Raw genomic sequence first — 16220 nt, forward strand, 5'->3', positions numbered from 1 at the left:
CAGGTTCGTCGGGAGCCACTCCCAAGGAAGCCCGGCCCCGGCCATGCACCTTGTCCCCGCCGTCCGCCGCGTGCCATGAAGCCCGGCATCCTCCGTGCCGCCGCGAACGCGTCCCGCCGACGGAGCCGACGCACCGCTGAACCGTTGAGCCCCTCATGGGCTGGGAGCTTGAATGAACTGGGTCACCGCGCGCACCCTGTGCGTGCTCGCCGTCTGGGTGCTGGTCGTTCCCGCCGCTGGAGCCGCGACGCGGCAGCAGGAGCTGGACCAGCTCGTCACGAAGTACCACCAGCTGCGCCAGTTCCACGGCACCGTGCTCGTCGCCAACGAGAAGGGCGTCCTCTACAAGAAGGGCCATGGCTTCGCGAACCTCGAGTGGCGGGTGCCGAATACGCCCGACACGAAGTTCCGCCTCGGCTCCATCACCAAGCAGTTCACGTCGATGCTCATCATGCAGCTCGTCGCCGAGGGCAAGCTCAAGCTCGACGACAAGCTCACGAAGCACCTGCCCGACTACCGCAAGGACACGGGCGACCGCGTCACCGTCACCCACCTGCTGAACCACACCTCCGGCATCCCCAGCTACACGTCGCTCCCCGGCTTCTTCGAGAACGAGTCCCGCAATCGCTTCACCGTCTCCGACCTCGTGAAGAAGTTCTGCAGCGGCGACCTCAACTCCGAGCCCGGGACGAAGTACGCGTACAACAACTCCGGCTACGTCCTGCTCGGCGCCATCATCGAGAAGGTCACCGGCAAGACGTACGCGCAGGCGCTCCAGGAGCGCATCTTCGACCCGTTGGGAATGAAGAGCACCGGCTACGACGTCTCCTCGACGGTGCTCCCCAAGCGCGCGAGCGGCTACGAGTTCCAGCCTGACGGGTACTTCAATGCCGCGTACCTCGACATGACCGTCCCGTATGCCGCTGGCGCCCTGTACTCGACGGTGGAGGACCTCTATCTCTGGGACCGGGCGCTCTACCTGGACACGCTGCTGCCCGCGCCGCTGAAGCAGCGGATGTTCACCCCTGGCCTGAACAACTACGCCTTCGGGTGGTCGCTGCGGCCCATCCCCCTGCAGGACGGCACGGAGCTCGCCGCCGTCAGCCATGGGGGCGGAGTCAACGGCTTCAGCACGCTCCTCATCCGCATCCCCGAGCGCAAGGAACTGGTCGTCCTCCTCGACAACGCGTCGTCCGGCGGCAAGCTCTCGGAAATCGCGGCCGGGCTGCTCGGCATCCTCCGCGGAATCCCGCCCCTGCAGCCCCGGCCCTCGGTGGGAGAGGTCGTGTGGTCCACCCTCGACAAGGCCTCCGTCACGGAGGCCATCGCCAGGTACAGGGTGCTGAAGACGACGAAGACGGAGGAGTACGATTTCTCGGAGGAGCAATTGATGGGCGTGGGGTACCGGCTCCTCCGTGCCGGGCGCGTCGCGGACGCCATCGAAATCTTCAAGCTGAACGTGGAGACCTACCCGACCTCGGCGAACTGCCACGACAGCCTGGGCGAGGCGTACCTGGCCAGCGGCAACAAGGAACAGGCGCTCGCGAGCTACCGCAAGGTCCTGGAGCTGCTCCCAGGGAACAACCACGCGCAGGAGCTCATCAAGAAGCTCGCGCCACCCGCGAGCAGCGGTAGCAACACGCCCGCGTTAAAGAGCAAGCCATAGCGAAGCCCGCGCCGCATGAGCCAGCCCGGTCTCCCTCGGGATACCACTGAAGGCGTATGGCCCCTCGGGCCCGGCCCGGTACGCTGGGGCCCGCCTTCCTCGCCGAGAGTTTCCGCCATGCACCGAACCTGGAGCCTTCCCCGACGCGCGCTCGCGCTCGTCCTGGCCGCATCCCTGGTGGGGTGCGCCAGCACCACCACCATCCGCAGCACGCCGTCGGGCGCCACCGTCTACGTCGAGGACCGGCGCGTGGGTACCACGCCCCTCATCTACGCAGACCGGAAGACGTCCTTCTCGTGGGTGAAGCTCCGCCTGGAGAAGGAGGGCTACGCGCCCGTCGAGGCGGTGATGCGCCGCGACGGGAGCCTGAACTTCGGCGCCCTCTTCTTCGGCGCCCTCATCTTCCCCCTGTTCTGGATGATGGGCTACCCCGATGAACACAGCTACGCACTCGAGCCGGCAACAGACCCGGAGGCCCTGGACTGGGAGAAGCGGGACACCGACGACCTCTACTGACTAGAAGAGCCAGCCCGCTCCGATGATGGGCATCAGCTGCGCGCGCGGGCTGCCGTCCTTCGGGTACAGGGCGAGCCCCAGCCCTCCCTCCAGGAGGAAGCCACCCTCGGATATCCACTGGATGCCGCCATCCACGTGCAGGTTGAGGGCGAAGATGTCTTCACTGGAGACGTCATTGGCGTCAGTCGGGTCGTTGGTGATGTCCTTGCCGCCCACGCCGATTCGCGTCGGCGTGGACGAGAAGCCGGGGATGCCCACGTGTACGCCCGAGCCCACGAAGGGACTGAAGCGCGAGGACACGAGGGTCCACCGGACGCCCGCGTCGACCCCGCCGAACCCCACGTCCAGGGCGAGGTAGGGGAACAAGTCCTTGCGGACCACGTAGGTGGCGGAGATGACCATCACCCCCCGGGTGCTGACGAGCTCCAGGCCCAGGCCCCAGGTGCGGCCCAGCCGGGGGTTGCGCTTGAACTGCATGAGCGCCTCGGCACGATGGGTCTCATCGCGCGCCTGGGTGGACTCCTCCTCCTCGAGCTGCTGGTAGCGGCGCAGGAAGTCCGGGTCCTCCGGCAGCGTGGGGTCCGCGGCAATCGCCGCCCGCAGGGCCCGCCGCTCCCGGCTCTTGTCCCCGGTGCGCTCGTACGCCTCGGCCATTCGCACCAGCCCGCGCGCGCGCCCACGCAGCGAGGCCGCGTCGTCCGGCACCTCCTCCAGCACCTGGTCGAAGAGGCGCAGCGCCGCACGCGCCTCGCCGGCAGCCAGCAGTCGCAGCGCCTCGTCCCGGCGCCAGTCGCGCAGCTCCGCCGGGTCGTCGGTGTCCTCCGGGCGGCCCTTGAGCAACCCCGCGGACAGCGGCCGGGACTCGAACGTCAGCCCGGCCACCTCCACGCGCGCGCCCTCCGCGAGCTTCACCGCCGCCGACTCCACCGTCTGCGGGCCCACGCGCTTGACGTGGTAGTCGCCCGGCGCGAGCGCCAGCAGCAGCTCCCGCTCGGGACGCGTGCGGCCCTCGGCGGCCAGGCGCCGCTCCTGGCGGTCCACGACGACGTAGCGCTCACCCTCCAGGCGCGGCAGCACCAGCGTGGCCGTGGCGCGCTCCAGCCACGTCAGCACCACCTCGCCCTGCCCCTTCAGCTCGTACCGGAAGGCGGGCCGCTGCGGCACCGGCGTCGCCGCGGTGTCCGCCTCCGTGCGCTGGAAGGCGTGCTGGTAGGCCTCGGACAGCGTCACCTTGCCGTCCTCATTCGCATCCGCCGCGCCGCGCAGGCCGGAGACGAGGTGGTGCGTGAAGACGGAGCCCGCCAGGGCACGGCGCTCCTGGGACAGCTCGTCCGCGCCGCTGGAGGTGAGCAGCGCGAGCCCATTCACCTCCAGTTCGTCCACCACCTGCGACTGGAAGGTGGCCACCGGCCGGCCGCCCTTCGTCTCGACGATGGAGCCGCTGCGGCACGCATCCACCACGCCCAGGCGCACCCGGCCGGGCGAGTCGCGCAGCACGGTGTATAGCTCCTCATGGGACAGCGGCTCACCGCGCAGGTGCAGGTGCCGCTCGTCCGCGTGGCCCGAGTAGTAGACGAAGAGCAGCGACTCGCCCCGGCTCGCGCGCAACCAGCCGCTCATCTTCCGCAGCAGCGCGCGCACCGAGGCCGTGTCCGGGTCTCTCAACAGATGTACCCGGTCGGGCGCGAAGCCGCCCAGCTCCACCAGCACGTCGCGCACGTGCTCCGCGTCGGACTCGGCGTGGCGCAGCGGCTTGTCGTTGGCCCAGCCCGCGTTGGCGCCAATGACGACGGCGAAGCGCTCCTCCGCGAGCGCGGCCCCGGGAATGGCCAGCACTCCGGCGATGAGCAGCGCCCAGGCGATGCGAGGCATCCGTGTTCCCCCTGGCACGGCCTTCACGAAAGGCCTGGTGCCACAGGCCTTCCCAATACCATGCCGGGGGGACTGTCAGCGCGCCCCCTCACTGGAAGCAGAGCTCGGCCGTGTCCAGCATGTCCGTCCGGTTCACCCGCTGGACCTGGCTGCAGCGCTCTCCCATTCCGCACGAGGCGCCGTCATCACACCTGCGATGACACTGGCGGTCACCCTCCTCGTCCTCACAGACGGAGGGCTGATCCTCATAGGGCGGGTAGCACACCTGGCTCACGAAGCACGACTCCTCGGGGTCCTCGCACGGGTCGGTGAAAGAGCAGGCCGCGAAGGAGGAGCGCGGCGCGCTGGAGATTTCATCTCCGCAGCCCAGCGGAGCCAGCAAGCACAGGAGGGCAAGGGTCAACAGCCGCATGGGGGACCTCGGAAGACGGGGCGGGTGAAGCGCGCTGCCTCATATACGTCGGCGGAAGGTCGCGCTGGCAATCACCCGGGCATCCAGCCCCCATGCCGTCCCGCCGGTGACGTCGCGAGGCTGCGCGTGCGACAGTCGCCGGATGGGCCAGAACCCCCTCCCTTCCGTCACCGAAATCGGACCTCGCGACACGGCGATGCAGTCCGCGTTCTGCGACTACGTGCCCCAGGTGTTCCGCCGTGCGGGCTTCCGGCGCTGGTTCGAGTGGGGCGAGTGGGACGACGACTACCGCGCCTTCGCGCTCTTCGAGGACGGCCGCGTGGTGGCGAACGCCTCGGTGATGCGGATGCGGCTGCTGCTGGAGGGGCGCGCGGTGCCAGCCTTCCAGCTCGGCGCCGTGGGCTGCCTGCCCTCGCATCGCGGGCGGGGCCTGTCCCGCGTGGTGATGAACGCCGCGCTGGACGCCTGCGGCGGGGCCCCGGTGCTGTTGTTCGCCAACCCCAACGTGCGCCAGTTCTACCCACGCTTCGGGTTCCAACCGTGGAAGCAGACGCTGTTCGCCGCCCCGCACGAGGCCGTGCCCGGGGGCACCCCGGCGCCCACGCTCGACCTGGCGGATGCGAAGGTGCGGGCCAGGCTCGCCACGCTCTCCCGCGAGGGGCTCCCGGTGACGGAGCGCTTCGGCGCGCGCGGCTACTCCACGATAGCGACCTGGTACGCGGCCAATGACTTCGCGCGGCCCCTGCGACAATTGAGTGACGACGCCTGGGTGTTCGCGAGCGTGGAGGGCGACACGCTGTACCTCGATGACATCTTCACCCGTGAGCCCTTCGACTTGCGCGCCCAGCTCCCGCGCCTGATTGACCGGCCCATCCGCTCCATCCACTTCGGCTTCACGCCGGAGCGCTGGTGGCCGGAAGCGGTGGAGGCCGGCGAGGACACCGAGGCCGACCTCTTCGTGCGAGACCTGCCCCTGTCACGCGACGCCCACCGCTTCCCGGTGCTGGCTCACACCTGAAGCCGGGCCCTGCTTCAGCACAGGGCCCGGACTCCTCGCCTCAGCTCGCGTGGCTCACCCCGAGCCGGGCTCCGCCGCGCCAGCTTCCGTCCACCAGTCGCTGGATGCGCTGCTCCAGCGGAGGGTGCGTGGAGAACAGGGCCGCCACGCCGCCTCCGCGGATGCCGAAGGCCTTCATGTTGGCCGGGAGCAGAGCGTCCGAGTCGTGCTGCCGGCGCAGTCGGTCCAGGGCGCGCGCCATCGCACCCGCGTCCACCAGCGAGGCGCCGCCGTCGTCCGCGCGGAACTCCCGGCGCCGGCTGAACCAGGCGACGATGAGGCTGGCGCCGATGCCCAGCACCAGCTGCATCACCAGGCTGGTGATGAAGTAGGCCGGCCCGGTGCCGCTGCTCTCCTCGCCGTCCTCGGAGCGGTTGAGGAACTTGTCCACGACGAAGCCCACCACTCGGCTGATGAAGATGACGAAGGTGTTGAGCACACCCTGCAGGAGGGTGAGCGTCACCATGTCACCGTTGGCGACGTGGGCCACCTCGTGGCCGAGCACCGCCTCCACCTCGTCGCGCCGCATGCCGTGGAGCAGGCCCGTGGACACGGCGACGAGCGCGCTGTCGCGCCGCGCGCCCGTGGCGAAGGCGTTCATGTCCGGGCTGTCGTAGACGGCCACCTCGGGCATGCCGATGCCTGCGTCACGCGCCAGCCGGCGCACGGTCTCCACCAGCCACAGCTCGGACTCGGTGCGCGGCGTGTCGATGACCTTCGCGCCGGTGCTCCACTTCGCCATCGTCTTGGACAGCAGCAGCGAGATGATGGAGCCGCCAAAGCCCATCACCGCCGACATGATGAGCAGGGCGGTCAGGTTCAGCCCCCCACCCTGGCGGGCAAGCATGCTGTCCACACCCAGCAGCCGGCCGACGATGGCGAGCATCGCCACCACCGCCAGGTTGGTCACGATGAACAGTGCGATACGGCTGACGAAGCTTTGCTTCATGGCCCTCACTCCGAGAGAAATCGTTGACCACAACATTCAGCAGCGCGGAGCAGATGCAAGCCGACGCGGCCAGGAAGTGTCGTGGCGCGAAGGGAACAAGTCCGGGGCCAGGGCCTTCCAGAGATTGTTCCTTCGTGGAGGTGAGGTTTTCTCTATGGCTGGAGAGAGCGCGGGGCGTTAGTCGACAGTCGTGCCCGTCCCGTAGGGCAGCGCCATTCCATGGGCGCGAAGCGTCTCCTCGTAGACGGTGAGATACCCGGCGAGCTTGTCCTCCAGCTCCTCCAGCACGGCGGCCAGTTCCTCCCGTGCCTCTTCCGAGCCCGCGGCCGCTGCCGCGAGCTTGCGCGCCTCTCGCACGTCGGACCGGAGGATGCTGAGCGAGTCCCCCTGGATGACGACACCGGGGAACTTCCTGCCAGGAACGCGCACCACGGCGGCGTTCACCACCGTGGAGAACACCTCCACTTCCTTGAGCTCCATGTTCCCTCCCACTTCGTGGAGCGGGCCACGTGAAGGCCCGCGTCAGATCTTGGCGAGGAAGCCCTTCAGCACCCCGGCGACGTTGACGCCCAGGTCCTGCACCGCATAGCCGCCTTCCTGCACGAACACGGTCGGCACCTTCAGCGCGGCCAGCCGCTCGCCCATCAACGGGAAGTGGTGTGTCGCGAGCTTGAAGGCGCTGATGGGGTCGCCCTCGTAGGTGTCGACGCCGAGCGACACCACCAGCGCGTCGGGCGAGAACCCGGCGAGGGTGTCGAGGGCCGCATCCAGCGCGGTGCTGTACTCCGCCCAGGAGGTGCCTCGCGGCAGCGGGAAGTTGCGGGTGTAGCCCTCTCCCGCGCCCACGCCACGCTCGTCGGCATAGCCGAGGAAGTAGGGGTACTCGGTCTCCGGAGTGCCGTGGATGGACACGAAGAGCACATCGGAGCGCTCCCAGAAGATGTCCTGGGTGCCGTTGCCGTGGTGGTAGTCCACGTCGAGCACGGCGACTCGCGCCTTGCCGCAATCTCTCAGGTACTGCGCGGCCAGGGCCGCGTTGTTGAGGAAGCAGTACCCGCCATACGTGGCCTGCCCCGCGTGGTGCCCGGGTGGACGGCACAGCGCATAGGCGCTCCGCTCACCCTCGGCGACGCGGGCCGCGGCCGTCAGCGCGCAGTGGGCGGCGGCGAGCGCGGCGTCCCACGTGCCCTCGACGATGGGGGTGCCGGCGTCGAAGGCGTAGTACCCCATCCGTCCATTGATGCCGGAGGGGATGCGGTCCTGTCTCATGCCGCGCGCGGGGAAGCCGCCAGGCAGCATGAAGCCGCCCTTGCCGATGGCCCGCCACTCCGCATGCGCGGTGCGCAGGAACTCGATGAAGCCGGCGTCATGGACGCGCGGGAGCGACTCCAGCGCGAACGGGCGCGGCTCGCTCACCTCGAAGCCCTCGCGCACCAGCGCCTGGAGGATGAAGTCGGCACGGGCCGGCATCTCGAAGCACGGCACCAGTTCGCCACGGTGCAGCTCCTTGCCTCCGTCATGGCGGGCGTGCAGCGGAGAATGGACGACCTTCAAGGAGTGCCTCCAGACGCGTGGAAGGAGTTGAGGCGTGGCGCCGCAGCATGCTGCACCAGGGTCTCCGGTGCGACAATGCTCGCCCGACCTCTGTTCCCGCCTGGCCGCCTGCCGCGTGGAGGAGGCGTGGAGCCGCCGCTACGGAGACCCCTGCCGCTTGACGAAGGTCACAGCTCCCGACGCGCTGATGCGCACGTACGGCCAGCCGTCGAGGGTGGCTGCACGGTCGCAGGACATCAGGCGCGACTCGCTCGGGTTGTACTGTGCGGTGACGGTTACGAAGAACTGGCCCTGCTCCGTGGGGACATAGGCCGTGTAGTCGGCGATGCGGATGACCGTGGGCTGGGCGCTCTCGGTATAGATGTACGCCCCGGGGTCCAGGACGTTGACGACGTCATCGGCGAGGGACACCCAGTTTCCCGGCGTGGCCTCAATCCACATCTTCTGCTCGGCCGTGCCGCTGAACCGGATCGCCGAGACCTTCCAGCACGCGCCCGCGCCAGCAGCATCAGCAGCGACGGTGAAGGCCTCGTAGGGAACCGGGCCGACGCCGGAGGGGAGCGTGAACGTCGGATGAATGGGACTGCCGTTCGCGCGGCGTGCACTCAGGTCGACGTGGTAGCGCGTAAAGAACGAGCCATGCACGTTGCCCGTCGCATGGGCGGTGGACGCGGTGGCGAGCAGGACCAGGGCGAAGTGCTTCAGGAGGGTATTCAAGGTGGGGCTCCTTCGAAAAGGAGGCTCCACTTTGCACCTTCAGGCTGACGGTCCGGGTGTCGCGGCTGCCGGGCCCGGGTGTCGCATCACCCGGCCACCGCATGTCCTGCCTGGATTCCCTGCCGAGGGAAGCCGAAGCTATCAGGCCATGATCCGGCTGGAGACAGAGGCCCATTTCGACGCGCCCCCCGCCACGGTGTGGCAGGTCCTCACCGACTTCGCGCAGTACCCCGTCTGGAACCCGCTCCTGCCCGAAGCCCGGGGCGAGGCGAAGCCCGGCGCTCGCGTGGCGATGAAGGCCAGCGCACCGGGTAGCGCGGGGAAGCGGTTCGGCTTCACCGCCACCCTCGTCCGCTGCGAGCCCGGCCAGGCGCTCGAATGGACGGGGGGCGTGCCTGGAGTGCTGCACGGCCACCACTACTTCCGTCTGTCCCCCGAGGGCGCGGGAACGCGACTGGTGCACGGCGAGGACTTCACCGGCCTCCTCACCGTGCTGTTCGGGCGCAAGCGCATCGAGGGCATGCGGCGCGGATACGAGGGCCTCAACCGCGCGCTGACGGAGCGTCTGCGCACCCTCGCTGTGTCGACCTGAGCCGCGCCCACGGAAGGCCGCCTACTTCTGGTCCACCGCCATGGGCATGGGGGCCACCGGCTCCCGGACGAAGCGCAGGTCCCTCACGCGACCGAGCCCCAGACTCAGCCCGCTCACCCGGCCCTCGGAGTTCCGGGTGAAGCGCACCAGCCCGAGCTTCGGCGCCAGGAAGGCGTCCGCGTAGAGCGGCACCAGCCGGTACACGGCGTCCGGCCGCCGACGCAGCACCAGCCCGTCCCTCTCGGCCGCCACCGTATAGGTGGCCTCCGCCTCCTCGCTCGTGAAGGAGCCTCCATACTCCGCCAGCCGCGCCGCGTCCGGCCGCGCGGGGGCCACCGGCTCGAACGGCACGCTGTCACCGTCGGACGTGAGCAGCCGCGCGGCGGTGGGCCGCCCGTTCTTCCCCAGGCCGAAGGCGAGCTGCGCGCGGCCATCCCCCACGCGGAAGCTCGTCTCTGACACAGGAGTGAGTGGCATGCCGCCCTCCAACTGGAGCTGCCCGTCCCGCACGCGTACGTCGAGCGTCTCTCCCGTGCGCGTGTTGCGGTAGAGCCCCGCCCTCGCGGCGAGCCGCGCCTGCGTGAGCGTCACCTTCGGCGGCTCGGGAGGCGGGGACAGCTGGCCGGAGAGGAAGACGTCGGCCACCTCGTGCGCGAGCTGCACGGGCCCCGCCTCGGCGTGGTTGCACAGCACCGCCACCGTCACCTGCTGGCGCGGGTAGCGCGCGAGGAAGGCGCGATAGCCGGCCGTGGCGCCGCTGTGGCTCACCTCGGGAACACCCTTGTACGAGGTCATGAAGAGTCCCGCCGCGTACTCGATTCGCCGGCCGCCGGTGAGCTGCCCCTGGCGCTGCATCTCCTGGAGGAACGCCGCCCCGCCCACCCTCCCGTGCACGAGGCCGTCATCCCAGCGCAGCAGGTCCCCCACCGTGGTGAGCAGCCCGCCGTTGCCATGCACGTTCTCGAACGGCATCTCCGAGCGGAACCGTCTGCCGTCCGGGGCATAGGCGGTGGCCCGCCCCTTCACCACGCGGGTGAAGTCATCGCGCCATTCGGTGTGCAGCATCCCGAACGGAACAAACAGCCGCTGCTTCGTGAAGTCAGCGAAGGACTGCCCACTCACCCGCTCCACGATGATGGCGAGCAGGTTGTAGCCGGTGTTGCTGTAGAGGAACTCGGTGCCGGGCGGGAAGTTGAGGGACTTCTGCCGGCTCACCACGTCCAGCACGTGCGCGTGCGTGTGGATGCGGCTGCCCCGGGGCCAGCCCGCGGCCTCCACCACCGTGCCCCAGTCGCGCAGGCCGCTCGTGTGGTTCATCAACTGGCGCAGGGTGATGGGGACACCGTAGTCCGGCACCTCCGGGACATGGCGGCGCACGGAGTCCTCGAGCGAGAGCTTCCCGTCCCGCGCGAGCAGCAGCACCGCCGCCGCGGTGACCTGCTTGGACACGGAGCCGGCCTCGAACACCGTGCCCGGAGTGTTCGCGAGGTCGTGCTCCAGGTTCGCCTGCCCGTACGCGCGCTCCAGCACCGGCGTGCCGTCCCGGCTCACTCCGACGGCACACCCGGGCGAGCCCGGCGTGGCGAAGCGCGCGAACACCGTGTCCACCCGAGCCACGAGCCCTCTGGCGGCCACGGGGGGAGCCTCCCACGCGCCCACGAGCGCGGGCAGGAGCGAGACGGCGAGCAGCAGGACGCGCGGCGGGGGGAAGGGCATCACGGCCGCGAGCCTACACCGTCACCCGGAGGCCCCACCGAGTTGTGGACATGCGCCTCCTCCCTCAAGGCCGGCCGCAAAGCCCTGGCGCACTCCTCGTTGCGAGTGCGCGGGAAGCTGGCGTGACGGCGCACGGGGGAGTCCTGCGTACTCGCGACTCCGGGCAGTGCCCGCAAGCGCGCGTGAGTGGTCGTCAGCCAGCGCTCCACCCTCTGCCGCATGTTGAGCAGCAGGTGCCAGCGGTCCGCGACCTGTTGGGCGCCGGGAGCACCGAGGGCCGCCGCGCGTGCGCACTCCGTCGAGCAGTCTCTGGCGATGATTTTGACGCCTCGGTGCCGACGCAGCCTGGCAGTGACAGTCGGTGCCGAGCGGTCGGGCAGCAAGTCAACGAAGAGGCGCGCCTCCAGGTCGACGAACCGGTCTGACGGGAACCTTCAGGTCATGGTCAGGATGGATCGCACCCTGACTCGCCAGTAGAAGCGCCGGTCATGCTCAACAGCTACGCCCTACTCCTCTCCTCTGCAATCCTACTCGCCACATCCATGGCTTGCACCACAACCGATGGAGTCTCCCTGCGAGCGGACGGCTCTCCTGGACCGCAGGAGTGTCCGGAGAAGGCGCTCGACGCCATGCGATACCTGAAGCTGCATGTGGGTGACGCCTCGCTCGTGGAGCTGGACGCGAACCAGATGAGGTCACGCGGCATCACCCTCTATGATGGCCCGGTTGAGAGTGTCCTCATGCGCGATTTGGGCCCGCTGGAGACGACAACCCGTTTGTACGGGCAGGTCTGGACGAGCGGGCCGCAGGTTGTCATCCGGTACTACAAGGCCCACCCACCGGACGGTGACGAGATGCCCATCTGCGCGGTGGCACGGCTGAGTGAGGACCAGCTGCGGAAGCGGCCCGAATCGAAGCCCGGCACGGCCATTCTCGATGGTTCCATGGCGTCTGCCGTCGTGGTCAATGCGTTCCGGTGACACATCCGCTCAGGACGAGTTCGAAGTCGACGTATCGGCGGAATTGGCAGCCACTTGCACCTCGGCGTCCGGGAGCCCGGTGTGCGCCCCCTCGGACCCTGGCGGGCCGTGGCCCTCCAGGGGGCGCGGCCCCCCGCCTCCTGCCTGCGCGCGCACTCCTGGCCTGCCGGGCGGCCTCTCTGGCCCAGCCGGTGCCGCTCAAACCGAGGTGTCGGGCGGCTCTGCCCTTCCGTGCAGCCACTCCCCTTGGGGCGCGCCTCGTGCAGAGGCCATGGGCGCGAAGCTTGTCGTCCAGTCCCTCCAGCACCGAGGCCAGCTCCTCCCAGGCCTCGTCCGACTGCACGGCCGCTCCCGCGAGCTCACGCGCCTCTCGCACGGTGCGCCTCAAGGGGCCGTGGCGAAGAGCCGCTCGCCCAGCAACTGGACGTACCGGGCGCGGCTGATGTTGCGGCCGGTGATGACCACGGCGATGTGACGGAAGCCCTCGGGCGGGTGGCGCAGCAGCGCGGCCACGGTGGCCGCTCCGGACGGCTCGACGACGAGTTGGTGCTCCTCCAGCAGCCACGCCATCGCGTCCTGAATGTCCACCTCCGACACGCGCAGCACCCGGTCCACATACCGGAGGGCCAGCGGCAGCGTGAGGGTGTCCGGCTCGGGCTGCGCGCCCAGGCCATCCGCGATGCTCGGCCGGGACTCCACCGGCACGGGCCGGCCATGGCGAATCCACTCGGCGAGCACCGGGCTCACCTCCGGCTGCACACCCCACAGCTGCATGCGCGGGTTGCGCTCCTTCATCGCCACGCCCATGCCACTGATGAGGCCGCCCCCACCAATGCCCACCACCGCGAGGTCCACCTCCGGCAGGTCCTCGAGCACCTCCAGCCCCACGGTGCCGCCCCCGGCGATGATGTCCGGGTCGTTGTAGGCGGAGACGAAGAGGCGCTGGTGCTCAAGCGCATGCGCCTGAGCGGCCTCGCGAGCTGCCGGCACCGAGTCGTGGAAGTAGAGCCGTGCCCCATCCCGCCGCATGACCTCCACCTTGCGAGCATCCGCCGTGCGGGGAAGGAACAGCTCCACGGGGACACCGAGCCGCCGCCCGGCATGGGCCAGGCCGATGCCGTGCCCTCCGGCGGTGGAGGCCACCACGCCACGCGCTCGCGTCGCCGCGTCCACGGCCAGCAGCTTGTTGAAGGAGATGCGTGGCTTGAAGCTGCCCGTCACCTGCAGGGACTCCAGCTTGAGGAAGACGCGGCCTCCCGTCGTCTCGGAGAGCCCGGCGGAGGGCTCCAGCGGGGTGTGCCGGATGAACGGGGCGATGCGCTCGCGCGCCTGGAGGATGGACCGGGGCGTGACGGCCTGGGGCTCGGAAGGCATGAGGGTGCTCCTGTCCGCGGCGTGGCGCCGGGGCGACGAGGCCCCACGGATGTGCCACCCGCGTCCCTCGCGCGGAAGGGGCAGGAGCGCGGGGGCAGGCATGCGAGAATGCAGGCGTGGACTGGAATGACCTGCGCTACCTGCTGGCCGTGCACGAAGGCGGCTCGCTCGCCGCCGCGGCACGCGGCCTGCGTGTGGATGCGGCGACGGTGGGCCGACGGCTGGCGGCGCTGGAGCGTGCCGTGGGGGTGCGCCTGCTGGAGAAGGCCCCCGGGGGCATGCGGCTGACGACGGCGGGCGAGCAGGCGGTGGAGGCCGCCCGACGCATCGACGACACGGCCACCACGCTGGAGCGCCAACTCGCGGGCGCGGACGTCCAGGTCTCCGGCGGCGTGCGCGTCACGGCGCCGGAGACGGTGGTGAGCCACGTGCTCGCACCCCACCTTCCCGTCTGGCGCGAGCGCCATCCCGCGCTGCGATTGGAGCTGCTGGCTGCGACCCAGGTGCTCAACCTCTCGCGCCGCGAGGCGGACGTGGCCGTGCGGCTGTTCCGCCCGCAGGAGCCCACGCTCACGGTCCGCAAGCTGGGAGACCTGTCCTTCGCGCTCTATGGCTCCAAGACCTACGTGCGCCAGCACGGGCGCCCGAAGCTGGAGGCGCTGCGTGAGCACGTGCTGCTCGGCTATGACGACTCGCTGGCGCACACCCCGGAGCAGCAGTGGCTGGAGCGGACCGGCGAAGGGGCCCTGTTCGCCGTGCGAAGCAACAGCCGTTACGTGCTGATGGAAGCGGCACGGCGGGGCGTGGGGCTCACGGTGCTGCCCTGCTACCTGGCGGACGGCGTGACGGACCTCGTGAGGCTCTGTCCCGCCGATGCCCTCCCCTCGCGCGAGGCCTGGCTGGCCGTCCACCCGGACCTCCAGCATGCCCCGCGCGTGCGGGCCACCATCGACTTGCTGGTGGAGGCCTTCCAGCAGGAAGCACCGCGGCTGCGCGGCGAGCGTTCGTGAGGACCCGGGAAGGGGGTGTCCGGCAGGAGGCGTGGAGCCGCCGCTACGGAGCCCCCTCCCGCTTCACGACCTGACGAACCGCCCGCGTGTCGCGGCTCGCGGGCCCGGGTGTCACATGGCCGGCGCCCGGGTGTCGCACCGTACCGGGCACCGCGGGGCCCGCCTGGATTCCCGGCCCCGGGAAGCCGAAGCTCTCGCACCATGATTCGTCTGGAGACCGAGGGCCATCTCGACGCGCCCCCCGCCACGGTCTGGCAGGTCCTCACCGACTTCGCGCAGTACCCCGCCTGGAACCCGCTCCTGCCCGAAGCCCGGGGCGAAGCGAAGCCCGGCGCTCGCGTGGCGATGAAGGCCAGCGCACCGGGTGGCGCGGGGAAGCGGTTCGGCTTCACCGCCACCCTCGTCCGCTGCGAGCCCGGCCAGGCGCTCGAATGGACGGGGGGCGTGCCCGGAGTGCTGCACGGCCACCACTACTTCCGTCTGTCCCCCGAGGGCGCGGGAACGCGACTGGTGCACGGCGAGGACTTCACCGGCCTCCTCACCGTGCTGTTCGGACGCAAGCGCATCGAGGGCATGCGGCGCGGATACGAGGGCCTCAACCGCGCGCTGGCGGAGCACGTGCGCACCCTCGTCACGCCATCCTGAGCACGTCCTGCGTCCAGCGCCGGTCCACGGCGCGCCCCAACCGTACCGCCGCACCAGCTCAGCTCCAGATGAAGCACGCGCCACCATCACCGGGCTGATAGGAACAAGGTACAGCCGCCTGTTCCTGGTGCCGGTACAGCTTCGCAGGGCCTCGAGGGAGCCTTTCTCTCCCCACCGATAATGGGTACGAAGCGCCCCCAGAAGTCGTGAAGGAGTGCCGATGCCCTTGATGAACCTCGTGTCTGAAGCCGCCGCGCTACCCCAGTCATGGCGCTCACGGGTGCTGGGGCAGGTGGGCCCGGCGAACGTGAAGGTGCTGCGCATGGACGCCCTGCCGCTCGAAGAAGAGCTGCATCCGTACGACGAGGCCCTCCTGGTGCTCGAGGGGATCATGGAGCTGACAGTCTCGGGCGAGCCCCTCTCCGTACGAGCGGGGGAGCTGTACCTCGTCAAGGCGCGGACCCCGCACTCCGTACGGGAAGGCAGTCAGGGAACGCTGGTCATCATCGACTTGTAGCCCATGAAGCTCCGAGACCTTCCCATTCCCCTCGACCGGCGCATCCCCTTCGTCTCGGCGGTGGTCGACGTCATCGAGGGACGGGGAGACATCGCGACTGCCATCGAGCTGCTTGTGGCTGCCGAGCTGCGCTGCGGCGTCGCCATCTGGACAGACCTGGCGGGCTCCGAGTCACAGATGGCGGCGGGCAGCTTCGTCCCCGTGAACAGCGCGACCCCGCCAACGCTGCGCGAGACGATGGACCTGATCCGCCGCTGGGAGGACTTCGAGCGGGTCTTCCGGAGCGCGGACGCAGACCCCAGGGCCGATGCCCTGGACGCGGGCGTCGCACGACTCCTCGGCGAGACACACCTGGTCCTCTCCGGGATGGACTTCACCAACGACACCTTCGTGCGTGCTGTGGACGGGACCGTCGCCGGGTGGACCCAGCGCGCCTGGGGCGCCTTCCTCGCACGCTGGGCGAACGGCGTCGGTTGGGGCCCTCTCTCCAACGAGCGGGGGAAGCGCCACGTCTGGGACTACGCGGACTTCTATCACCTGAACGACCAGTACATTGAGCACTACACGCGGTGGCGGGAGGTCGTCATGGACGTGCTCCACCAGAAGACACTGCGGGCCATGGGTGATGCGGGAGGACGCTGAG

The 16220-nt window shown here is 69.9% G+C and carries 18 protein-coding genes; 9 read left to right on the top strand and 9 right to left on the bottom strand.

Annotated elements, in window-relative coordinates; all coding sequences use genetic code 11:
- The first annotated feature begins 172 nt into the window (after window positions 1-172).
- Entirely contained in the window at window positions 173-1666 is a 1494-nt protein-coding gene (locus G4D85_RS31970; protein ID WP_164017841.1) for a serine hydrolase, read from the top strand.
- A 117-nt stretch (window positions 1667-1783) separates the two neighbouring features.
- Window positions 1784-2182 carry a PEGA domain-containing protein gene (locus tag G4D85_RS31975; RefSeq protein ID WP_164017842.1) on the top strand — a complete coding sequence of 133 codons (399 nt, stop codon included), beginning with the start codon at window positions 1784-1786 and terminating at the stop codon, window positions 2180-2182.
- Here the strand turns inward: G4D85_RS31975 and G4D85_RS31980 are convergent, their stop codons facing one another.
- Window positions 2183-4054, bottom strand: a complete 1872-nt coding sequence (locus G4D85_RS31980) for a caspase family protein (RefSeq protein WP_164017843.1) — start codon at window positions 4052-4054, stop codon at window positions 2183-2185.
- A gap of 88 nt (window positions 4055-4142) precedes the next feature.
- Window positions 4143-4466: a hypothetical protein gene (locus G4D85_RS31985; protein WP_164017844.1), complete on the bottom strand. Its 324-nt coding sequence runs from the start codon at window positions 4464-4466 to the stop codon at window positions 4143-4145.
- Between the two features lie 142 nt (window positions 4467-4608).
- On the opposite strand from G4D85_RS31985, the gene G4D85_RS31990 reads away from it, so the two are divergent.
- Window positions 4609-5484: a GNAT family N-acetyltransferase gene (locus tag G4D85_RS31990; RefSeq protein ID WP_164017845.1), complete on the top strand. Its 876-nt coding sequence runs from the start codon at window positions 4609-4611 to the stop codon at window positions 5482-5484.
- Window positions 5485-5524: 40 nt separating this feature from the next.
- On the opposite strand, the gene htpX is transcribed toward G4D85_RS31990, so the two are convergent.
- From htpX to G4D85_RS32010, 4 genes are all read right to left on the bottom strand, one after another.
- Complete coding sequence (gene htpX, locus G4D85_RS31995; protein ID WP_164017846.1) at window positions 5525-6472, bottom strand: protease HtpX; 948 nt, start codon at window positions 6470-6472, stop codon at window positions 5525-5527.
- A gap of 177 nt (window positions 6473-6649) precedes the next feature.
- Window positions 6650-6952 (bottom strand): DUF6959 family protein, encoded by a 303-nt coding sequence (locus tag G4D85_RS32000; protein ID WP_164017847.1) that lies wholly within the window; start codon window positions 6950-6952, stop codon window positions 6650-6652.
- Between the two features lie 42 nt (window positions 6953-6994).
- Entirely contained in the window at window positions 6995-8026 is a 1032-nt protein-coding gene (locus tag G4D85_RS32005) for a histone deacetylase family protein (protein WP_164017848.1), read from the bottom strand.
- Between the two features lie 138 nt (window positions 8027-8164).
- Window positions 8165-8743 carry a hypothetical protein gene (locus G4D85_RS32010; protein WP_164017849.1) on the bottom strand — a complete coding sequence of 193 codons (579 nt, stop codon included), beginning with the start codon at window positions 8741-8743 and terminating at the stop codon, window positions 8165-8167.
- Between the two features lie 148 nt (window positions 8744-8891).
- Between G4D85_RS32010 and G4D85_RS32015 the strand changes: the two genes are divergently transcribed.
- A complete protein-coding gene (locus tag G4D85_RS32015) occupies window positions 8892-9335 on the top strand; it encodes an SRPBCC domain-containing protein (RefSeq protein WP_164017850.1) in 444 nt (147 codons plus the stop codon).
- A gap of 21 nt (window positions 9336-9356) precedes the next feature.
- Here the strand turns inward: G4D85_RS32015 and G4D85_RS32020 are convergent, their stop codons facing one another.
- Together G4D85_RS32020 and G4D85_RS49795 are read right to left on the bottom strand one after the other, a co-directional pair.
- Window positions 9357-11051, bottom strand: a complete 1695-nt coding sequence (locus tag G4D85_RS32020) for a serine hydrolase domain-containing protein (protein WP_240359631.1) — start codon at window positions 11049-11051, stop codon at window positions 9357-9359.
- Window positions 11051-11458, bottom strand: coding sequence for a transposase (locus G4D85_RS49795; protein WP_420821737.1), 408 nt, complete (start codon window positions 11456-11458; stop codon window positions 11051-11053). The genes G4D85_RS32020 and G4D85_RS49795 overlap by 1 nt, the downstream gene beginning before the upstream one ends.
- Before the next feature lie 81 nt (window positions 11459-11539).
- Here G4D85_RS49795 and G4D85_RS32030 point away from each other — a divergent pair, with 81 nt between their 5' ends.
- Window positions 11540-12031: a serine/threonine protein kinase gene (locus tag G4D85_RS32030; protein ID WP_164017853.1), complete on the top strand. Its 492-nt coding sequence runs from the start codon at window positions 11540-11542 to the stop codon at window positions 12029-12031.
- 384 nt (window positions 12032-12415) lie between these two features.
- On the opposite strand, the gene G4D85_RS32035 is transcribed toward G4D85_RS32030, so the two are convergent.
- Window positions 12416-13405, bottom strand: a complete 990-nt coding sequence (locus G4D85_RS32035; RefSeq protein ID WP_164017854.1) for a threonine ammonia-lyase — start codon at window positions 13403-13405, stop codon at window positions 12416-12418.
- Between the two features lie 116 nt (window positions 13406-13521).
- Here G4D85_RS32035 and G4D85_RS32040 point away from each other — a divergent pair, with 116 nt between their 5' ends.
- From G4D85_RS32040 to G4D85_RS32055, 4 genes are all read left to right on the top strand, one after another.
- Complete coding sequence (locus G4D85_RS32040) at window positions 13522-14415, top strand: LysR family transcriptional regulator (RefSeq protein ID WP_164017855.1); 894 nt, start codon at window positions 13522-13524, stop codon at window positions 14413-14415.
- Between the two features lie 201 nt (window positions 14416-14616).
- Window positions 14617-15060: an SRPBCC domain-containing protein gene (locus G4D85_RS32045; protein WP_164017856.1), complete on the top strand. Its 444-nt coding sequence runs from the start codon at window positions 14617-14619 to the stop codon at window positions 15058-15060.
- Window positions 15061-15289: 229 nt separating this feature from the next.
- Entirely contained in the window at window positions 15290-15577 is a 288-nt protein-coding gene (locus tag G4D85_RS32050; RefSeq protein ID WP_205525804.1) for a cupin domain-containing protein, read from the top strand.
- Between the two features lie 3 nt (window positions 15578-15580).
- On the top strand, window positions 15581-16219 hold the full coding sequence (locus G4D85_RS32055) for a hypothetical protein (protein WP_164017858.1): 639 nt from the start codon (window positions 15581-15583) through the stop codon (window positions 16217-16219).
- The last annotated feature ends 1 nt before the right edge of the window (window position 16220 follow it).

The organism is Pyxidicoccus trucidator, assembly GCF_010894435.1.
GTDB classification, from domain to species: Bacteria; Myxococcota; Myxococcia; order Myxococcales; family Myxococcaceae; genus Myxococcus; species Myxococcus trucidator.

Coding starts and splice junctions, on each gene's coding strand:
- G4D85_RS31970 (WP_164017841.1), top strand. CDS start 173: ATGAACTGGGTCACCGCGCGCACCCTGTGCGTGCTCGCCGTCTGGGTG.
- G4D85_RS31975 (WP_164017842.1), top strand. CDS start 1,784: ATGCACCGAACCTGGAGCCTTCCCCGACGCGCGCTCGCGCTCGTCCTG.
- G4D85_RS31980 (WP_164017843.1), bottom strand. CDS start 4,054: ATGCCTCGCATCGCCTGGGCGCTGCTCATCGCCGGAGTGCTGGCCATT.
- G4D85_RS31985 (WP_164017844.1), bottom strand. CDS start 4,466: ATGCGGCTGTTGACCCTTGCCCTCCTGTGCTTGCTGGCTCCGCTGGGC.
- G4D85_RS31990 (WP_164017845.1), top strand. CDS start 4,609: ATGGGCCAGAACCCCCTCCCTTCCGTCACCGAAATCGGACCTCGCGAC.
- htpX (WP_164017846.1), bottom strand. CDS start 6,472: ATGAAGCAAAGCTTCGTCAGCCGTATCGCACTGTTCATCGTGACCAAC.
- G4D85_RS32000 (WP_164017847.1), bottom strand. CDS start 6,952: ATGGAGCTCAAGGAAGTGGAGGTGTTCTCCACGGTGGTGAACGCCGCC.
- G4D85_RS32015 (WP_164017850.1), top strand. CDS start 8,892: ATGATCCGGCTGGAGACAGAGGCCCATTTCGACGCGCCCCCCGCCACG.
- G4D85_RS32020 (WP_240359631.1), bottom strand. CDS start 11,051: ATGCCCTTCCCCCCGCCGCGCGTCCTGCTGCTCGCCGTCTCGCTCCTG.
- G4D85_RS32030 (WP_164017853.1), top strand. CDS start 11,540: ATGCTCAACAGCTACGCCCTACTCCTCTCCTCTGCAATCCTACTCGCC.
- G4D85_RS32035 (WP_164017854.1), bottom strand. CDS start 13,405: ATGCCTTCCGAGCCCCAGGCCGTCACGCCCCGGTCCATCCTCCAGGCG.
- G4D85_RS32045 (WP_164017856.1), top strand. CDS start 14,617: ATGATTCGTCTGGAGACCGAGGGCCATCTCGACGCGCCCCCCGCCACG.
- G4D85_RS32050 (WP_205525804.1), top strand. CDS start 15,290: ATGAACCTCGTGTCTGAAGCCGCCGCGCTACCCCAGTCATGGCGCTCA.
- G4D85_RS32055 (WP_164017858.1), top strand. CDS start 15,581: ATGAAGCTCCGAGACCTTCCCATTCCCCTCGACCGGCGCATCCCCTTC.